Raw genomic sequence first — 18,918 nt, 5'->3', positions numbered from 1 at the left:
ACTTGTTATTCGAGCCTGCGCAATGCGTACACGATCGGTTATCGGTTTTAACGATTATAACTCTGACGCAATCTCGCCGTATTGAGTTCCAACCATTGTAAAGCAATGATCGAGGCTGCATTCTCAATTTCACCATCGACCACTTTTTGATACGCCTGCTCACGAGAAAAACGATGAACAAGAATGTCTTCATTCTCAGTGTCTAGACCATGAATCCCCTCGGCATCACTCGCATCCACAATGGCAACAAATACATCGAGTTGCTCAGAGCACCCACCGGAGCTGGATAAATAACGGGTGACATGTTCCATTTGCTGCAACAACAATCCAGCTTCTTCTCGCGCTTCACGGTGTGCCACTTGCTCTGGTGATTCATCGCTATCGATCATGCCCGCGACAATTTCTAACTGCCACGGCGTCGCACCCGCCGCCATCGCCCCGACGCGGATTTGCTCAAGCATGACCACCTCATCTCGCCCTGGATCATACGGCAATACCGCGACGGCGTGACCACGCTCAAACAGCTCTCGTACCACCGCACCGCTCCAGCCGCCCTCAAATAGACGATGACGAAACTGATAGCGTTGAATAGAAAAGAAGCCTTGATAAAGTGGTGAAATATCTTCAATCACGATATCGTCGCGACCAAATTGTCCGGGCGGATGGTCTGACATGCTAGCTCCTTATGATAGGCTGTCGCGGCGCAGTCTTATCACTGGCCCTGATTCACTGCAAACTTTAAACTTAACTTTTTTGATAAAAGTTACAACTATTTTTAAGTCCCATTTACAAATTGGATAGTTTACACTCAATGTCCTCAGAAATTGTCAGTTTCACGCAAGCATAATTGCGTTAAGCTAGTAACTGTATATTTATCAAATAGCACAGATTCAGGGATTCTATCTATGAAAAAATTGCTCCCTCTGGCGTTAGGTTTGGCACTCGGCAGCGTAAGCAATGCAGCCTTTGCCGATGATCTCGCCCAAATTTACCAACAAGCGAAGCAAAGCGATCCCACTCTTAATCAAGCGGCCGCTGAACGTGACGCGGCGTTTTCCGCCGTGGATGCTACCCGCGGCACCTTGCTGCCTCAAATTGCACTTAACGCCAGTTACGCGATGCAACGCAATGACAGCGACGATAACAGTGATAACGATGTCACTTCCGCCGATATCAGCCTAAGCCAACAAGTATTTAAGCGTGATAGCTGGGTGAATCTGGATATTAGCGAAATGCAAGCGCGTCAACTGGATGCCGCCTATGCTGCCCAGCAACAAGGGTTAATGCTGCGCGTGGCGCAAGCGTATTTTGATGTCCTACGTGCGATGGACAAGCTTGAGTTTATTCAAGCAGAAAAAGCGGCGGTGGGTCGTCAGCTTGAGCAAACCAAGCAACGTTTTGAAGTTGGCTTGTCGGCGATTACCGATGTGCACGACGCTCAAGCGCAGTATGACGCTGTGCTCGCCGATGAGATCTTGGCAGAAAACGCCCTCACCAACAGCTATGAAGGCTTACGTGAGATCACCGGCCAAGCGCCGAGAGACTTACGCGTGCTCGATAAAGCGCGTTTTAGTGCCAGCAACCCGCAACAGCAACCCGCTGCTTTGGTGAAAACCGCAGAAGAGAAAAATCTGCAATTGCTAGCCAACCGCATTGCGCGTGACACCGCCAAAGAGCAGATTAAGCTCGCCAAAACCGGTCATCTGCCTACGTTGACGTTTAACGCCAAATACGGGATGACGGATAGGGATAATCAGCACGATGATTTTTATTCCTCTGATTACAATCAAGGCTCTGCCAGCCTTGATTTTAGCTTACCGCTCTTCACCGGTGGCAGCACCTCTGCCAATGTTGAAAAAGCACAACATGAATATGTGGCCGCCTCGCAGGGTTTAGAGTCCACTTACCGGAGCACAGTGAAAGATGTGCGTGCGTTCTATAACGACATTAATGCTTCGATTGGCGCGCTGCGTGCTTATGAACAAACGGTGATTTCAGCTCGCTCTGCATTAGAAGCGACAGAAGCCGGCTTTGAAGTGGGCACCCGTACCATTGTCGATGTGTTAGACGCAACACGCCGTTTGTATGACGCCAACCGTAATCTATCAAACGCACGTTACGATTACATTTTAAGTCATTTGCGTTTACACCAAGCGGTCGGCACCTTGACCGAGCAAGACTTACTTGATATTAACCAAGGGCTGGTGAAACAAGACTAGTCCATGCGTTGAATAAAAAAGGTGCCACATCGGCACCTTTTTTTGATCGCATGATCTTTTTATCGCACTACTTTTTATCGCATTATCCCAGCTGGCTCGTCTGGCCGTTGCGCTGGTCGCTGACCTTATTCAAAACGGGGACAAGGTTATTGCCCGCGACGAATCGATTCAATGATCTCAGTCGTTGAGCATCCTTCTTCGAAGTTAAGCACCTTGACCTCACCGCCATTGGCAAGCACCGCTTCAGCTCCGGCTATTTCACTGACCTGATAGTCGCCGCCTTTCACCAATAAATCCGGTAACACCGCACTAATCAGGCGCGCAGGCGTTTCTTCGCCAAAGGGTACCACCCAATCCACAGCGCCAAGCCCCGCCAAGACTGCCATGCGTCGATCGGTGGGATTAACCGGGCGGCCTGGTCCTTTTAAACCTTGTACCGACGCATCAGTATTAACCGCGACAATCAGGCGATCGCCCAATTTAGCGGCTTCGTTTAAATAGGCAACATGACCGGCGTGCAAAATATCAAAGCAGCCATTGGTCATCACCACTTTCTCACCCCGTCCTTGCGCCACCTTAACCGCGTCGATCAGTTGCGATTCTGTGGTGACCCCAAAGCCGGACTCGTGCGAGCCATGTATGGCTTCGGTTAACTCAATGGTTGATAGCGTTGAGGTGCCGAGCTTGCCGACCACCACACCGGCAGCGGCATTGGCCAGTGCACATGCGTCTTCGATCGGTTTGCCGGCAGCTAACGAGGCCCCTAGAACCGAAATGACGGTATCGCCAGCGCCGGTGACGTCATAGACCTCTTTGGCCAGCGTCGGCAAGTTAAGTGGGGCAGCATCAGGACGAAGCAGGGTCATACCATGCTCACTACGGGTGACCAACAACGCGCCCAATTCGTAGTGTTTAATCAGCGCTAAGCCTTTTTCTTCCAAACTTTGATCGTCTGTCACCGTGCCAGCCACGGCTTCAAATTCGCTCAGGTTTGGCGTCAGCAGGCTGGCGCCACGATAGCGTTCAAAATCCGTCCCTTTGGGATCCACCAAGGTGGTCACGCCGGCTTGATTCGCCGCTTGGATCAATAATTGCACCTGCGCCAATGCACCTTTGGCATAATCCGATAAGATCATCGCCTGCGCCTTGGGTAAGGCGGCTGTCACTTTTGTCAGCATTGGGGTGAGATCCACGCCCGCAAATCCCTCCTCGAAATCGAGCCGGATCAACTGCTGATTACGGCTCATCACCCGTAACTTGGTGATGGTTGGATGCGAGTCCAGCGCCACAAAGTCACAATTGACGTTTAAAGAATCCAGGGTTTGGGTTAACGCATCCGCTTGTTCGTCCTTGCCTGTCAAACCAATTAACTGGGTATGTCCCCCTAAAGCAGCGATGTTCATCGCCACGTTGGCAGCCCCACCAGGGCGCTCTTCCGTTTGATTGATTTTGACCACAGGCACGGGCGCCTCTGGTGATATACGTCCGGTGGGACCATACCAATAGCGGTCAAGCATCACATCACCGACAACCAGAACATTGGCTTGGTTATAATCAGGCAGGCTGAGTTTCATCTGGATCTCCGAATACTGTCGTTACTGAGCGATAGTAGCATAGCCAAAAACCAAATGGGGCGCGTACAGGCGTGCGCTGCGCACAATCTCAACATCCATCGGGCAGACAAGCACAGGACAGCTCCTGTAATTTACTCTACAATGTGGCGCGTGCCTGACGGCCGGTTTCATTTTTGTTTTTACGAGTCATTGACGCTATGAGCGATTTTTCACCGCCAAAATTTCACATTGGATTTCTTCACCCTCGATATCTTCACACTTGGCTCGGGGTGGGACTCATGTACCTAGCCAGCTGGCTTCCCTACCGCGTTCAGTTTTACGCGGGGCGCGGGCTTGGTCGGCTGATGCATACGCTGATGAAAAGGCGTGTGAAGATCGCCGATCGTAATCTGGCGTTGTGTTTCCCTGAAATGAGTCCTGCCTCGCGTCAGGCGATGGTGAAAGAGAACTTTGCCAACTCTGGCTTGGCCCTTTTTGAAACCTGTATGGCATGGTTTTGGCCTTCTTGGCGCATCAAAAAACATGTGGTCTATGAGGGCCTAGACCAACTTAAACACCTAGAAAGTCAGGCGCAAGGTGTGCTCTTAATCGCTGTACACTCGATGAACTTAGAACTGGGGGCACGTGCCTTAGGTGAGGTCACTCCTGGCGTGGGTGTGTACCGCCCTAACAATAATCCTGTTTATGATTGGTTCCAGCACCGTGGCCGGACGCGACACAATGGCGTCATCGACAGGAAAGACGTTAAAACCATGATTCATCATCTCAAACAAGGCGATAGGATGTGGTATGCACCGGATCATGACTATGGGCGACGCCGTTCAACCTTTGCGCCATTATTCGCCGTTGAGAAAGCGTGTACGACCACAGGGACGAGCTTATTCGCACACGCAGGTCACGCTGCTGTGGTACCGTTTTCGATTGTGAGAGATCGACGCGGTGGTCAGTACCGGATAACCATCCATTCTCCGCTGCAGGACTTTCCCAAGGACGCCGATGCGGCTGCCGTTGTCACCAATCGCGCGGTTGAGCAGTTAATCCTACAAGCGCCGGAGCAATATATGTGGTTACACCGACGCTTTAAAACACGCCCTGAGGGCGAGCCATCGCTTTATTGAGCATCGCACGCGGATCGCTGATTTACGACGCCTTTTCTGTCGCTAACCATTGTTGCCAAGCTTGCATCACGGCATCGCGTTCGTCGAGGAATGCACTGGCTTCGACCTTGCCACTCTCTCCCGCCAAGTGGCTACGATGCAATGCATTGCGCATGCGGGTATACGCCGATTTCAGGCGCTCTGCTTGTGCCATCGTCATCACGCCAAGCTCGCCTGCTTGCTCAAAAATGCGTGCGTTATCGCTGTAACGGGTTAACGCAGGTTGTGTGGCACTGTTGCCGAGCACCAGGTATTGCGCTAAGAACTCAATATCCGTGATCCCACCAGCGTCTTGTTTGATAGAGAAGGTATCGTTTTGCCCTGTCGCTTTATGCTGACGCATTTTTTCACGCATACCACTGACTTGCTCGCGCAGTGTGTTCTGATCGCGCGAGGCCGATAAAATGCGATGCCGCACCTGTGCAAAGCCAGACCCAAGGTCGGGATCGCCGTCGATCATCCGCGCGCGAACTAACGCTTGGTGCTCCCACGTCCAGGCTTCGTTTTGTTGATAATCCGCGAAGGCCTCTAGCGTGCTCACCAGCATCCCTGAGGTACCTGATGGGCGAAGGCGCGTGTCGATTTCATACAAAATCCCAGACGGAGTGCGGGTGGAGAAAAGATGCACAATGCGCTGCGCCAAACGCAGATAAAATTGCCGGCCATCAATCACTTTTCGCCCATCAGTCTCAACATCCGCCGGGCAGTCATGGAGAAAAACCACGTCGAGATCGGAATTGTAACCCAGCTCCCAGCCCCCTAACTTGCCGTAACCAATCACCGCAAAGCCACGTCCCTCTCGCTCGCCTAAGTGTGTCGGTTGGCCATATTTTTCCACCATCTGGTGCCAGGCCTGATTGACCACCGCCTCAACAATCGCCTCGGCCAAGTAAGTCAAATGATCACTGACCCGCATCACCGGTAAGACACCGGCAATATCAGCGGCGGCAATTTTTAATAGTTGCACTTGCTTGAACTGACGTACGGCCTCCATCTGCTGCTCCATGTCCTCAACCGGGATCCGTGCCAGGTAATCGCGTAATTCGCTGCGATACGCATCGGGCGCAAGAGGTTGATACAAGTGGGTCAGATCCAGCAGCTCGTCGAGCAACAAGGGATAACGTGCCAGCTTTTCCGCCACCATGGGGCTGGCGGTACAAAGCCGAAGGACTTGATCAATCGCCCCCGGATGTTCATCTAATAACTCTAAATACGTTGTCCGAGTGGCAATATTTAATACTAAATGGGTAATGTGCGGCAGAACCTGTTGAGGCTCAGGCAAGGTTAATAATTTACTTAACAACACCGGCATCAGACGATTGACCACCTCACGGCCACGTGGGCCAACGGTCCGTTTCGCAAGCTCTTGCTTAAACGTTAATAATTGCTCAGCAATATTGGTCTCCGGCACATCCAACCCTGTGAGGATCAATTTAGCGTTGTCGACATCGCGCGCCATCGCCCATAGATCGTGATACTCACTATCAACATCCATGTCGTTATCTTGTTCATCTTCGCCAATTAAGCCAGAGAAAACCTGATTGACCGCCTGCATGTGCCGCGCGATCTCCGCATGTAAACTCGCCCAATCTTTGCTCCCCATGGCGAAGGAGAGACGATCCCGATCAAGCGCGTTATCGGGCAAGGTCTGCGTTTGTTTGTCATCAATGGCCTGCAATAAGTTCTCGACCCGACGCAAATAGCAGTAGGCTGCTTTTAACTGACTGACTTCAGCGGCTGGCAGTAACGCCAGTTCTTCTATCGCATCCAAGGTTTCCAGTAAGCCACGCTGACGTAAGCTGGGCTCTCGCCCCCCACGAATTAATTGGAAAGATTGTGCAATAAATTCAATTTCTCGAATGCCACCCGCACCCAGTTTAATATTATCCGTCAGTCCACGCCGACGTACTTCTCGTTGAATTAACTGCTTCATCCGCCTTAAAGCTTGTATCGCGCTAAAATCGATATAGCGTCGAAAGACAAAAGGACGCAGCATTTGTCTAAGCGTTTGATAACAGTCGTATTGCTCTTTGCCCATCACCCGTGCTTTAACCATGGCGTAACGCTCCCAATCACGCCCTTGTTCTTGGTAGTAATCTTCCAAGGCAGAAAAGCTCATCACCAAAGGCCCACTGTCGCCAAATGGGCGCAATCGCATATCAACGCGATAGCAAAAACCATCGACGGTAGGCTGATCGAGCGCTTTTATCAGCTTTTGACCCAGTCGCGTAAAGAATTGGGCATTGGCGATACTGCGCCTTGCTCCCTGAGTATCTCCATTTTCGGGATAAGTAAAAATCAAATCGATATCGGAAGAAAAATTGAGCTCACCGCCTCCCAATTTCCCCATCCCGAGGATCAACATAGGCTGAGGGTCGCCATCTGGGCTCATTGGCGTGCCCCAATCATAGCAACAACGCTGATATAACCAGTGATAAGCACTGAGGATCTGCGCCTCAGCCAAAGCCGATAAATGCTGTAAACTCGCCTCTACTGGCCACTGCTGATGAATATCGCGCCAAGCAATCCACACAAGTTCACGTTGCCGACACAAACGTAGTTGACGATGGAATTCATGCTCATCATTCACCGTCTCAAGCGCTGCCGTCAGTTCTGGTTGATAGCAAGCCTCGCGTGATACATCGCGGTGATGTTGATAAAGCCATTGCAACAATCCGTCAGTGTGCGTGAGCGCAGAGGCAATAAAATCGCTGCATACCAATGCCTTTTCCAGCTGGTCGCGGGCGGGTCCTTGCCATTGGTCAAGTGCTTGGGGGGCGAATTCAGCCAATTGTGTCCAATGTTGATTCAGGTTGGCGGAAAGGGAGTCAGACAGCACCATGGGCATTCCTTTTGATAATTCCTTCATTTGACACTAACAAAAACGGCTCACTCATGCAGTGAGCCGTTATCTTTATCGGGACGTGAAGGGACAACGATTACACTTTAAAGGCATCGATCTTGTCTTTCAGTGACTGAGCGCTTTGCTCGACCATTTCAGCCGTTTCATGCAGCTCGCTCGCCACCGTCACTGACGCCTGAACCAAGTCTTTAACATTGGTGAGGTTTTGATTCATTTCACCGGCCACCGAGGCTTGTTGCTCTGCCGACGAGGCAATTTGGAAGTTCATATCATTCAGTGATTGGATTTGAGTAACAATTTGCTCTAACTCGCCACCTGCCTGACTCACCGAGTCTACCCCGGCACTCGCCTCCGTCACACTGCGATCCATCAGTCCCACCGCTTTTCGTGCACTTTGCTGCAGTTGGGTGATCATATCTTGAATTTCAACCGTCGCTTCTTGGGTATGTTGTGCCAGCTTACGCACTTCATCCGCCACAACCGCAAAGCCGCGTCCTGTATCCCCCGCCCGGGCAGCTTCAATCGCGGCGTTAAGCGCCAATAGATTGGTTTGCTCTGAGATGCCTTGAATGGTCACCACCACAGTACCAATTTTCTCCACTTGCGCGTCGACCTGACCGACGACTTGTGATGACTCACTAATGTCATTTGATAGCGCATTGATGGTATTAATGGTGGTGCTAACATGCACTTGGCCACTGCTGGCTTGCTGACTGGAGCTTTCGGTCGCTTTAGCTGCTTCTCGGGTATGCTCTGCGACCGTTTGCACGGTGGCGCTCATTTCACTCATGGCTGACGCCAGTTGATCCATTTCATCGAACTGCTCTTTCGACGATTCTTTGGTTTCCGACATGCTAATGGTCATGATCTCGGCCAGAGACGACAGATCGTCTGACGCTTGTCGCTGCGCTTGAATCACGTCGACCAATTGCCGACGAGACGTTTCCAGCTCGCGCGCAAGATCGCCAAACTCGTCTTGGCTATTCATTTCAATCGGCTCACTCAAATCGCGCTTCGCCAACGCACGAATCCTATCGGTCAGGTAGTTGATTTGGCGCAGCATGATGTTAGATCCACCCAGCAAGATCACCATAAAAGACACAATCATTACCGCAGTCTGCCACGCTACTTTGATGATATAATCTTGGTAATACGCTTGCGCTTGAGATGTGGGTTGCGAGGCGACTAACCACCAATCGCTGTTGCCTACAGGCACGGCATACCCATGTTGCCCGCCATCATAGACGGTGTAACTGAACGGCTGTGACTGATTGATAAAAAGCTCAGTAATATCAGCATCAGAGGTGTCATCCGGCACACGCAATTGCTCAAATTGTCGCATGGAGGGGTGCGCCCAAATCTGACGCGTCTCGTCATTGACTAAAAATAAATACGCGCCTTCACTGAACGCATTGTTCATGGTGTCGACCGTCTCTCGCATCAGACGCTCTCCGTCCGGTTGCTCGATCAATGTGCCAGTCATCGCGGCACTGGAACGGGCAAGTTCTTGGGTCTGGCTTAAGGTGAAATCAATGACGGATTGGCGAAATGTATTGGCGTCCCACATCTGCTTGCCGACCAAAATAATGGTGCTAAAGACCATAAGAATCACGAGTTTTGGAACCAAGCGCAGATTGGTAACGGGTTTTTCCCACGCATAGAAGGTATGTTTAGCCATAATCCTGAAAGCTCCATGACCGCTATCAAGCCAACTGAGTGACCTAAACAAACGGACGATTATTGATACTAGGTGATGTTATATCGACAAACACCACGTTGGCTGAATCCTTGTTTACCGTATTTGTGAAATTTAACCACAAACACTGCCCACAATGATCACTTAATCAAATTACCATGTGACGTGTAAGCCGTTTATAACGCAAAAACCATCAACATAGATTGATCTTGACTGGCTTTTTACTGAGTCAACGTCGAGACCAAAGGCGCCATGGCGATGCATACAGACACATCTTATTTGCATAACCGATTTGGCTAAAAAAAGCAGCCATCTGGCTGCTTCTACTTATTCTCTTACACTTTTTAGCGTCGCTTATTCTTGCCAATAAGGCGTGAGACGTAAGCCTGTTTGGCGGCTTTGCGTCATCGCATGAAAAAGTGATTCTTCTTTTCTCGCTAACCACTTTTCCGCTTGTTGCTTATCGTCGTTATCGTCAATCGCTGCAACTAAATCGCGTACTGGCTCAAGTAGCCGAAGTTCCTCTATACCTTGCAGTAAATCTAGCCAAGGCAGTCGAAACGCTTTACGGCGACTTTTATCAAAGAGTGACGCCAAGCAGGTCCCTAACACCAAGTTGCGTTGCAGACGTGGATACTGATCAAAATACTCATGCCTTGTCAGTGTCTTACTCTCGTCAAAGGCATCAAGGAGCTCATGCCAAGATTCAGGTAATGCCTTATCGGCCAGGGTTTGAATCGGTTGCGCTAATTTATCCGCTGCTTTTTCATCTAAAAACGGCTGCCAACCTTTAGAGAGAATCCAACGACTTAAATCAAGCAACAGATTGCAGTAGCGAGAGGTATGAAGTAACGCCACGATATCCTCGCGCTCCGGCAACTGAGTTTGCTCAGCTTTCAGCGTTTTGACCATCATTTTTCGGGCATGAAGTTTGCGCAGGTATTGGCCTTTATCTTCACACAAGCGTGCATTCGCCCACGCATCATCCAGCCAAGCGAGTTCGCCATCAAACCATTGCAACTCTTGACGCAATAATGTGCTCGCTCGTCTCGGCAACACGCTGCCGAATAGAACGAAGGCTTGGCGGATCAGTAATACCGCGTAGCGAATTTCCTGCAGCGCATCAAGCGACTCTCGCTCTATGTAGATTTGTTCGTGGTAATGCCAGTGGCTGAGCGCGTGCTCAAGAATTCGAATGAGCGCTTTCTCTTGCGTATCGTCGGCGCTCAGTTTGACGATAGACAGCGCTTTGACCGGATCGCCTTGATAGCCAGTGGCTAAGCGGTAGCCTCGCGCGGCTTTACTCAAATTTCCCAGTCGCAGTCCTCCCTCATCGGCAAGGTTGCGCGCCAATGAAAATAAGGCATCGGTTTGCCCCGAAATAAGCTCTAGCTCGACCTCAGAAATCACATCTTTATCACCGGCTTCGGTTGAGACTTCACCCTGATCGCTGGCTAACTCTATTTGACTCCCGTCGTCAGTGGCTAAGAGCCACTGTTGGCGGACAAAGTCGGTGGAAAAGAGCGGCTGAATCGACTGACTCAGTGCATCAATATTGACACTATCAGGCCATGCATCGATCGGGATCAAAGAAAGGTCGGGCTCAGGTCCATTAAGCTCAGCGTTGTATTCTGGGCGCTGATGCAGCCCAGCTACCACCCGGCCAGCGGTTTTGAGCGTTTGAATATAAACACCATCAAAACAACGCACACGCAAACCGATATCGTGTTCGCGTAGGGTAAAATCTGGCGTATCGAAGTAGATGTTGCCCAGCTCACGCTGGCTTTGCTGTAGCTGCTTTACACTGACAATCTTATCGCGGATGCGGTGAGGGAAGTCAGAAGAGACAAAAAATTTGAGCTCTATCTCAGTGTCCATACGGGTACCTATAGCCAATTGCCTGACAAGGATATGAACAATTGATCTTGTCGGCAAGGACTATAACCACCAGTCTTGATCAAACGCACTGCGGCATAGATCACAAAAGCTGTTTCTTTAGCCAATGTTCTGCGCTACCATTCGCCGCTCCGATATACCATCGTTGAACGTTTAGCCTCCACTCTTTGCCCTTTGGGCGTGAGGCAACCAGGTAGATTACGGCTATGCCAGTCAATACAATTGTTGGGCTATTCGCAAAAAGCCCCATAAAACCTCTGCAACGCCACGTCAATCGTGTCAATGATTGCTGTGAGCTACTGATCCCGTTTTTCCATGCTTGCGAACAGCAAGATTGGGAAAAGGCGAATCAACTCCGTCACCAAATCTCTGAGATAGAGAAAGATGCTGACACCCTGAAGCGCAATATCCGACTCAAGTTGCCCCGCGGTTTGTTTATGCCCGTTGATCGGACGGACATGCTCGAGTTACTGACTCAGCAAGACAAATTGGCAAACTTGTCCAAAGATATTGCCGGCCGAGTGATCGGCCGCCAGCTTCGTATGCCCCCAGCAATGAATACCGCTTTCATTGCTTATGTACAACGGTGCCTAGATGCAGCCGCTCAAGCACGTCGGGTGATTAATGAGCTCGAAGAACTGCTTGAGACTGGATTTAAAGGACGCGAAGTCACCTTAGTGGCCGAAATGATTCATCAGTTGGATGTGATTGAAGATGATACTGACTCAATGCAAATCCAGCTTCGCCAGGCATTGATGGCGGTGGAACAGGAATACAATCCTGTCGACGTCATGTTCTTGTACAAAATCCTCGAGTGGGTCGGCGAAATTGCTGATCAAGCGCAACGTGTCGGTGCGCGCTTAGAGGTCATGCTTTCCCGTTCCTAACCGAGTGATGTAACAACAAGGTATTACAATGGAAATCCTGATGAATCACGGGACCATTCTTATTATGGTCGCCGCGGCTTTTGGTTTTTTAATGGCAATTGGTATTGGTGCCAATGATGTCGCCAACGCAATGGGCACGTCTGTGGGCTCTAAAGCGCTAACCATCAAGCAAGCCATTATTGTTGCCATGATTTTTGAATTTGCCGGCGCTTATTTAGCTGGCGGTGAAGTCACAGATACCATTAGAAAAGGTGTTATCGATACCAGTCTCTATGCCGATCAACCGTTAGAATTGGTCTTTGGCATGATGTCCGCTCTGCTCGCAGCGGGTACTTGGCTGCTCCTTGCCTCCTATATGGGCTGGCCAGTCTCCACTACCCATTCTATAATTGGCGCGATCATTGGCTTTGCTTGCCTATCGGTTGGCTCTGAGGCCGTCGATTGGCATACCGTCCAAGGTATCGTTGGCAGTTGGGTGATCACCCCCTTCATCTCCGGTCTTTTTGCCTACTTTATTTTTCGTAGCGCCCAGCGCCTCATTTTTGACACTGACCGCCCCGTACTCAATGCAAAACGTTTTGTCCCCATTTATATGTTCCTTACCGCGTTTATTATTGCGATGGTGACCATTAAAAAAGGGCTCAAGCATGTTGGCTTACATTTGACCACGTTAGAGTCAGTTAGTGCGTCAATTGTCTTGTCTGCACTGGTGATGTTTTTTGGCGTGTATTACATCTCTAGACAATATCGCGGCGATGAGAGCCAAGGTTTTCAAGGCGTTGAGCGGATATTTAGCTTACTCATGGTCGTCACAGCGTGTGCCATGGCTTTCGCGCATGGCTCAAACGACGTTGCCAATGCCATTGGTCCCCTTTCAGCGATTGTCGCGACCGTGCAAAACCTCGGTACTGTGGCAGAAAAAACACACATTGCTTGGTGGATTCTTCCGATGGGCGGTGCCGGCATTGTCATCGGCCTTGCGACCTTGGGGCATCGTGTCATGGCGACCGTTGGCTCAGGAATAACAGAACTCACACCAAGCCGCGGATTTGCCGCGCAATTAGCCACCGCGAGCACAGTCGTTTTAGCCTCGGGGACAGGCTTACCGATTTCGACCACGCAGACATTAGTCGGTGGCGTTCTCGGCGTTGGATTTGCCAGAGGCATTGCCGCACTCAACCTCGGCGTGGTGCGCAATATTGTTGCCTCGTGGCTCATCACTCTTCCAGCAGGCGCTTTATTAGCTGTGATCTTTTACCAAATAATGATCACCTTCTTTGCCTAACAGTCGGCAGCGATGTCAAATCACGGTTAAAAAAAGGGGGGCATGGCTCCCCTTTCTTTTTAGCCTATGSCACTATGCCTAGCAAAGCCGATGTGTCCCACACTGAATAATGCAAAGGACCCCAGACGTGAAACACCTGTATTCTGCTCTCATATTGCTATTCGTTCTCGTCACCGCGCCGCAAGCCATGGCGGAAAACTATATTTCTGATGAATTATTTACCTATATGCACTCTGGCCCGGGTACACAATATCGCATTATCGGCAGTGTTGATGCAGGCGATAAAATCACTGTACTCAAGCGCGACCAAAATGCGGGCTATTCGCAAATTGTCGATAGTCGCGGCCGTAAAGCCTGGGTGAAAAGTGACTTCGTCACCACTCAACCAGGCTTGAAAGAACGTGTACCTGCGCTTGAAGCCGAGCTCAAAAAAGTAAAAACAGCCTTATCGAGTGCACAGGATGATGCCAAAGCGCAACAAAAAGGGTTGGTTGAGTCGCTCAAAAAGCGTAATGCGCAAATCGAGAAGCTAGAAACACACAGCAGCGAACTTAATAAAAAGCTGATTGATGCACAAAATGAAATTCGTGCTTTGCGTGCAAAAATTGATACGCAAAAAGATGACTTATTAATGCGCTGGTTCGCCTACGGCGGCATGGTGGCCGGCGGCGGCTTGCTGTTTGGCCTTGTGCTGCCACATCTTATCCCACGTAAAAAACGTCGTCGTGACGGCTGGGCATAATCAATCTCCGATAAATAGGCTGCGTTTGCAGCCTATTTTATTTAGATCGCCACGTTTATATCGTTTACGTTTTATCCCGCGTTTTTCTATCTCGTCGTTGATGAGCAATCCCGTCGTTGATGAGCAACCCCATCTTTCGTTGGCTAGCTAACGATTAGCCATCCAACGGTAACCATTATCAGCACACGGTGGGCGTGCTGCTACGCTATATGTATACTTCTATGAAGGTATGACTCAGCATCTTTGCTGTTTCTTCACTTTCTGCAACCAAGGAGCTTTGTGTGAAACACTATCTTGTCGGCGGCGCGGTACGCGATGCGTTGTTAAGTTTACCGGTCACGGACAAAGATTGGGTCGTGGTGGGCGCGACAGTGAAGCAAATGCAAGCCTCAGGCTATCAACAAGTTGGCCAAGACTTCCCAGTCTTTTTGCATCCCCAAACGCATCAAGAGTACGCATTAGCACGCACAGAGCGTAAATCGGGCCAAGGCTACACCGGTTTTGTGTGTGACTTTTCGCCAGATATCTCGTTAGAGGCCGATCTTCAGCGGCGTGATCTCACTATAAACGCCATTGCCCAAGATGAAGATGGCACCTTGATTGACCCTTATGGCGGTCAGCAAGATTTACACAACCGGATGTTACGTCATGTCTCGCCCGCCTTTAGCGAAGATCCATTGCGCGTGCTACGTGTGGCACGATTTGCCGCCCGCTTTGCGCCTCTCGGCTTCACCATTGCCGACGATACATTGGCGCTGATGAAAGCGATGGTCGCCAAGGGCGAACTTGCCCATCTCACTCCAGAGCGAGTTTGGCGGGAGTGGGAGAAAGCGCTTGGCAGTGATCGTCCCGATGTGTTTCTTGCTGTGCTGCGCGATTGTGGTGCACTTGCGGTAGTGATTCCTGAAATCGACGCCCTGTACGGCGTGCCGAATCCTGCCAACTGGCACCCTGAGATCGATACCGGCATCCACACTGAAATGGTCAGCCGTTATGCCGCCTCGTTGACCGATGACAAATGCATTCGCTTTGCTGCACAAGTCCATGATCTCGGTAAAGCCCTCACCCCTTCCTCCATCTTGCCCGGCCATCGCGGCCATGGCGATCGCGGGCTGCCGGTGATAAAAGAGCTGTGCGAGCGGCTTAAAATCCCCAATCAATGCAGAGATTTAGCCTTGGTAGTCAGTGCACATCACTCTAAGATCCATAAATGCGATCAACTCAGCCCCGAGCATTGGGTGGTATTATTTAATCAAATTGATGCGTGGCGAAAACCTGAACGGGTTGAGCAATTGGCCTTGGCATGTTTAGCCGATGTGCGTGGCCGCAAGGGACGTGAAAATTATCATTACCCGCAAGCCGATGCCTTACGTGAGCGCTTTGCCTGTGCCGAGAACGTCGATGTAAAGCCGATTGTCGACGCTGGCTTTAAAGGAGCCGCGATTCGTGATGAGCTTCATCGCCAACGCATTCAGGCGATTGCGGCATGCGCTGCGCCAAGCGATCAGCAAATCGCGGGGACACCCTATTAACGAAACTCACGCGACGTGACCGACAAGGTGGTGAGCTTAGGGGTAAGGTCAATCAACTTACCGGCAATTACATGCACCACCTCACCCTGACGCTCGACAATGCCATGCACTTTCAACACCGTGGCTTGCATAAAAGCACGGGATTGCGCCCGTGCCGTCCCCGCCCAGACCACCACATTAATATTGCCGGTATCATCTTCCAAGGTGACAAAGGTTACACCACTGGCGGTACCTGGTGATTGCTTGCCCGTCACCACGCCCGCCACCGCGACCCAGCTTTGCGGCGCACACTGTGATAACTCAACGCCGCGGGTAAAACGGCCCAGCGTGCCGGCTTGCGCCATCAAACGAATAGGATGATCGGTGAGCGACAGCCCCAAGGCCGCGTAATCTTCAATCACGTTCTGCCACTGGGAAGGCGAATGAGGCAAGACAACCTCATCGTCACTGGTGGCCAGTAGCGGCAGTTGCCGCTGCTGATCCATCAGTGCCCAGCGCGCCTGATAGCGATTGCCAGTCAGCGCCGCCAATGCGCCACTGCTGGCTAGAGCTTGATAGGCATCGTGGTCAAGGTTAATTTCTTGCAGTGCCGACAAAGACGCAAACCCCGACTCTGGACGATGGACCAGCAATCGGTCTATCGCCGCCGCACTCAATCCTTTGACTAATCGCAATCCCAGCCGCACGCCCCAGTGATCGTCGACCTTTTCTAAGCAATGATCCGCCCCCGAGTGTTGCACACAAACCGGCAACACAGGCACCTGATGGCGAGTGGCATCTTGCATCAGTTGTGACGGCGAGTAAAACCCCATCGGCTGGCTATTGAGCAAGGCGGTATAAAACGCGGCGGGATAATAATGCTTCAGCCACGCCGATACATAGGCCAAGACCGCAAACGACGCCGAGTGGCTTTCAGGGAAACCATAATCACCAAAACCACAGATTTGCCGGTAAAGCTGCTCGGCAAAGTCGGCGCGATAGCCACGCGCGGTCATCCCAGTAATCAATTTGTCGCGAAACGGCGCCAGTCCACCCTTTTTCTTCCATGCGGCCATCGCAGGACGCAGCTGATCCGCTTCGCCACCAGAAAAACCGGCGGCCACCATCGCCAGTTTGATCACCTGCTCTTGAAAAATGGGCACTCCAAGCGTACGCGCCAGCACTTGCTCAACCGCTTTGGACGGGTAGCTCACCACTTCTTCCCCATCACGGCGCTTTAAATATGGATGCACCATGTCACCTTGAATCGGGCCGGGGCGGACAATGGCAATTTGAATCACCAAATCATAATAACAAGCCGGTTTGAGCCGCGGTAGCATACTCATTTGTGCCCGTGACTCAATTTGAAATACCCCTACGGTATCGGCGTGCTGAATGCGCGCAAACACCCCCGGATCATCGCCTTGTTGAGTGATCGCCGCCAAACTCAAGCGAGGGCCACCGGCTTGAGCAATCAAATCAAAGGTACGTCGAATCGCGGTGAGCATGCCCAGTGCCAGTACGTCGACTTTCATCAGATGCAGCGTTTCCAGATCGTCTTTATCCCACTGGATCACCGTCCGCTCTGCCATCGCCGCATTTTCCACCGGCACCAACTCATACAAAGGCCCATCTGCAATCACAAAGCCACCGACATGCTGAGAAAGGTGGCGCGGAAAGCCGATCAATGTCTGGGTAAGCGACAGCCATTGTTGGCTTTTCGCGCTTTTAGGATCCAGGCCCAACTGTTGAAGTTGCTGCGTCCAAGACTGAGTTTTATCGCGCCGATTGAGGTTTTGAATAAAAAAATCAATCTGGCTAGCGGGGATCGCCAACGCTTTGCCCACATCACGCAGTGCACTTTTAAGCCGATAACGGATCACGGTTGCCGCTAAGGCAGTCCGCTCACGGCCATATTTTTGATACAAATACTGGATCACTTCTTCACGGCGCTGGTGCTCAAAGTCCACATCAATATCCGGCGGCTCGTCGCGCTCTTTACTAATAAAGCGCTCAAACAGCACATCGACTTTGCACGGATCCACCGCGGTGATCCCTAAGCAATAACACACCACCGAGTTCGCCGCCGAGCCGCGCCCTTGGTATAAGATCCCACGCGATTGAGCAAAGCGCACCAGATCGTAAATGGTCAAAAAGTAATACGGGTAATCGAGCGCCTCGATAAGCGCGAGCTCTTTTTCAATGATGGCTCCCACGTCACTGGATACCCCATTGGGGAAACGCTGCTGTGCGCCTTGCTTGACCGCGTCACGCAGATACGCCATCGCAGACTCGCCGGTTGGCACCACTTCTTTGGGGTAGCTGTATTTGAGGCTCGCCAAGGAGAACTGACACTGAGCGGCAATCTTGGCACTTTCCGCTAGCCACTCGGGTGGGAATAGAGTCTGTAACTTAGATAGCGGGCGTAAAGCCCGCTCTGCATTGGGCAATAAAGTCTGCCCCAATTCAGCCACAGGCTGACGATGCCAAATCGCGGTTAAAGTATGATGTAATGCTAGTCGCTCAGGGTGATGCATCTGCACATCACCACACGCTGTCACACAAAGTTGATACTGGCTTGCCAGCATGCGACAGTGCGCCAGATACGGATGATCGTGTTCTGCTAAATCGCGGCGCACAGCCAGGTACAAGCGCTCAGCATGATAACGCAGCAGCCACGTTGCCCAGTGATGATCACTCTCCGCGCCACTGGGTAGCCATAGCACCAAGCCATGGCGTATCGACATCAGATCCCACTCGCTCAGCTGGTAATCGCCTTTGTGACTGCGCCGCCGCGCATTGGTGATAATCCGACACAGCTCTTGATAAGCCGCTTGGGTGGGACACAGTAGAACAATATCTAACGCGTGCAGGCGAAAGCGACTGCCAATGATCAGCGAAAGCTGCGGATAATCACGCTGAGCTTGATACGCACGCACCACACCTGCGACCGAGCATTCATCGGTGATCGCGAGCGCTTGATAGCCCAATGCCGCCGCTTGCGCCACCAGCTCTTCTGGGTGTGAGGCGCCCTCAAGAAAGGAAAAGTTGCTGCAACATACCAGCTCGGCATACGTACTCATCGCTT

Annotated in this window: 12 protein-coding genes; 6 read left to right on the top strand and 6 right to left on the bottom strand. The window is 51.3% G+C overall.

What is annotated here, in order from left to right; translation table 11 throughout:
* Positions 1-47: 47 nt before the first annotated feature.
* The gene (gene nudF / locus BZG77_RS02355) at positions 48-674 is read right to left on the bottom strand and encodes an ADP-ribose diphosphatase (protein ID WP_077646053.1); all 627 of its coding nucleotides are present in this window, start codon (positions 672-674) and stop codon (positions 48-50) included.
* Between the two features lie 231 nt (positions 675-905).
* Between nudF and tolC the strand changes: the two genes are divergently transcribed.
* Positions 906-2,219, top strand: a complete 1,314-nt coding sequence (gene tolC / locus BZG77_RS02350) for an outer membrane channel protein TolC (RefSeq protein WP_077646052.1) — start codon at positions 906-908, stop codon at positions 2,217-2,219.
* A 146-nt stretch (positions 2,220-2,365) separates the two neighbouring features.
* Here the strand turns inward: tolC and hldE are convergent, their stop codons facing one another.
* Complete coding sequence (gene hldE, locus BZG77_RS02345) at positions 2,366-3,793, bottom strand: bifunctional D-glycero-beta-D-manno-heptose-7-phosphate kinase/D-glycero-beta-D-manno-heptose 1-phosphate adenylyltransferase HldE (RefSeq protein WP_077646051.1); 1,428 nt, start codon at positions 3,791-3,793, stop codon at positions 2,366-2,368.
* Positions 3,794-3,990: 197 nt separating this feature from the next.
* On the opposite strand from hldE, the gene lpxL reads away from it, so the two are divergent.
* On the top strand, positions 3,991-4,911 hold the full coding sequence (gene lpxL / locus BZG77_RS02340; protein WP_077646050.1) for an LpxL/LpxP family Kdo(2)-lipid IV(A) lauroyl/palmitoleoyl acyltransferase: 921 nt from the start codon (positions 3,991-3,993) through the stop codon (positions 4,909-4,911).
* A 22-nt stretch (positions 4,912-4,933) separates the two neighbouring features.
* On the opposite strand, the gene glnE is transcribed toward lpxL, so the two are convergent.
* The 3 genes from glnE to BZG77_RS02325 form a co-directional block, all read right to left on the bottom strand.
* On the bottom strand, positions 4,934-7,792 hold the full coding sequence (gene glnE / locus BZG77_RS02335; protein WP_077646049.1) for a bifunctional [glutamate--ammonia ligase]-adenylyl-L-tyrosine phosphorylase/[glutamate--ammonia-ligase] adenylyltransferase: 2,859 nt from the start codon (positions 7,790-7,792) through the stop codon (positions 4,934-4,936).
* 97 nt (positions 7,793-7,889) lie between these two features.
* Positions 7,890-9,491, bottom strand: coding sequence for a methyl-accepting chemotaxis protein (locus BZG77_RS02330; RefSeq protein WP_077646048.1), 1,602 nt, complete (start codon positions 9,489-9,491; stop codon positions 7,890-7,892).
* 372 nt (positions 9,492-9,863) lie between these two features.
* Positions 9,864-11,387: a CYTH and CHAD domain-containing protein gene (locus BZG77_RS02325; protein ID WP_077646047.1), complete on the bottom strand. Its 1,524-nt coding sequence runs from the start codon at positions 11,385-11,387 to the stop codon at positions 9,864-9,866.
* Between the two features lie 224 nt (positions 11,388-11,611).
* Here BZG77_RS02325 and BZG77_RS02320 point away from each other — a divergent pair, with 224 nt between their 5' ends.
* The 4 genes from BZG77_RS02320 to BZG77_RS02305 all read left to right on the top strand — a co-directional run bounded on the left by BZG77_RS02320 (position 11,612) and on the right by BZG77_RS02305 (position 15,851).
* Positions 11,612-12,292 carry a TIGR00153 family protein gene (locus tag BZG77_RS02320; protein ID WP_021023390.1) on the top strand — a complete coding sequence of 227 codons (681 nt, stop codon included), beginning with the start codon at positions 11,612-11,614 and terminating at the stop codon, positions 12,290-12,292.
* A 28-nt stretch (positions 12,293-12,320) separates the two neighbouring features.
* Entirely contained in the window at positions 12,321-13,577 is a 1,257-nt protein-coding gene (locus BZG77_RS02315; protein ID WP_077646046.1) for an inorganic phosphate transporter, read from the top strand.
* Positions 13,578-13,704: 127 nt separating this feature from the next.
* Positions 13,705-14,319 carry a TIGR04211 family SH3 domain-containing protein gene (locus tag BZG77_RS02310; protein WP_077646045.1) on the top strand — a complete coding sequence of 205 codons (615 nt, stop codon included), beginning with the start codon at positions 13,705-13,707 and terminating at the stop codon, positions 14,317-14,319.
* A 281-nt stretch (positions 14,320-14,600) separates the two neighbouring features.
* Positions 14,601-15,851 carry a multifunctional CCA addition/repair protein gene (locus BZG77_RS02305; RefSeq protein WP_077646044.1) on the top strand — a complete coding sequence of 417 codons (1,251 nt, stop codon included), beginning with the start codon at positions 14,601-14,603 and terminating at the stop codon, positions 15,849-15,851.
* On the opposite strand, the gene BZG77_RS02300 is transcribed toward BZG77_RS02305, so the two are convergent.
* Positions 15,848-18,913, bottom strand: coding sequence for an error-prone DNA polymerase (locus tag BZG77_RS02300; protein WP_108743927.1), 3,066 nt, complete (start codon positions 18,911-18,913; stop codon positions 15,848-15,850). The two genes, BZG77_RS02305 and BZG77_RS02300, sit on opposite strands and share 4 nt — an antisense overlap.
* Between the last annotated feature and the right edge of the window lie 5 nt (positions 18,914-18,918).

This window comes from Salinivibrio sp. IB643 (assembly GCF_001996105.1).
Lineage (GTDB): Bacteria > Pseudomonadota > Gammaproteobacteria > Enterobacterales > Vibrionaceae > Salinivibrio > Salinivibrio costicola.
This window is presented reverse-complemented; position numbering and strand designations above follow the sequence as displayed.

Coding starts and splice junctions, on each gene's coding strand:
- nudF (WP_077646053.1), bottom strand. CDS start 674: ATGTCAGACCATCCGCCCGGACAATTTGGTCGCGACGATATCGTGATT.
- tolC (WP_077646052.1), top strand. CDS start 906: ATGAAAAAATTGCTCCCTCTGGCGTTAGGTTTGGCACTCGGCAGCGTA.
- hldE (WP_077646051.1), bottom strand. CDS start 3,793: ATGAAACTCAGCCTGCCTGATTATAACCAAGCCAATGTTCTGGTTGTC.
- lpxL (WP_077646050.1), top strand. CDS start 3,991: ATGAGCGATTTTTCACCGCCAAAATTTCACATTGGATTTCTTCACCCT.
- glnE (WP_077646049.1), bottom strand. CDS start 7,792: ATGGTGCTGTCTGACTCCCTTTCCGCCAACCTGAATCAACATTGGACA.
- BZG77_RS02330 (WP_077646048.1), bottom strand. CDS start 9,491: ATGGCTAAACATACCTTCTATGCGTGGGAAAAACCCGTTACCAATCTG.
- BZG77_RS02325 (WP_077646047.1), bottom strand. CDS start 11,387: ATGGACACTGAGATAGAGCTCAAATTTTTTGTCTCTTCTGACTTCCCT.
- BZG77_RS02320 (WP_021023390.1), top strand. CDS start 11,612: ATGCCAGTCAATACAATTGTTGGGCTATTCGCAAAAAGCCCCATAAAA.
- BZG77_RS02315 (WP_077646046.1), top strand. CDS start 12,321: ATGGAAATCCTGATGAATCACGGGACCATTCTTATTATGGTCGCCGCG.
- BZG77_RS02300 (WP_108743927.1), bottom strand. CDS start 18,913: ATGAGTACGTATGCCGAGCTGGTATGTTGCAGCAACTTTTCCTTTCTT.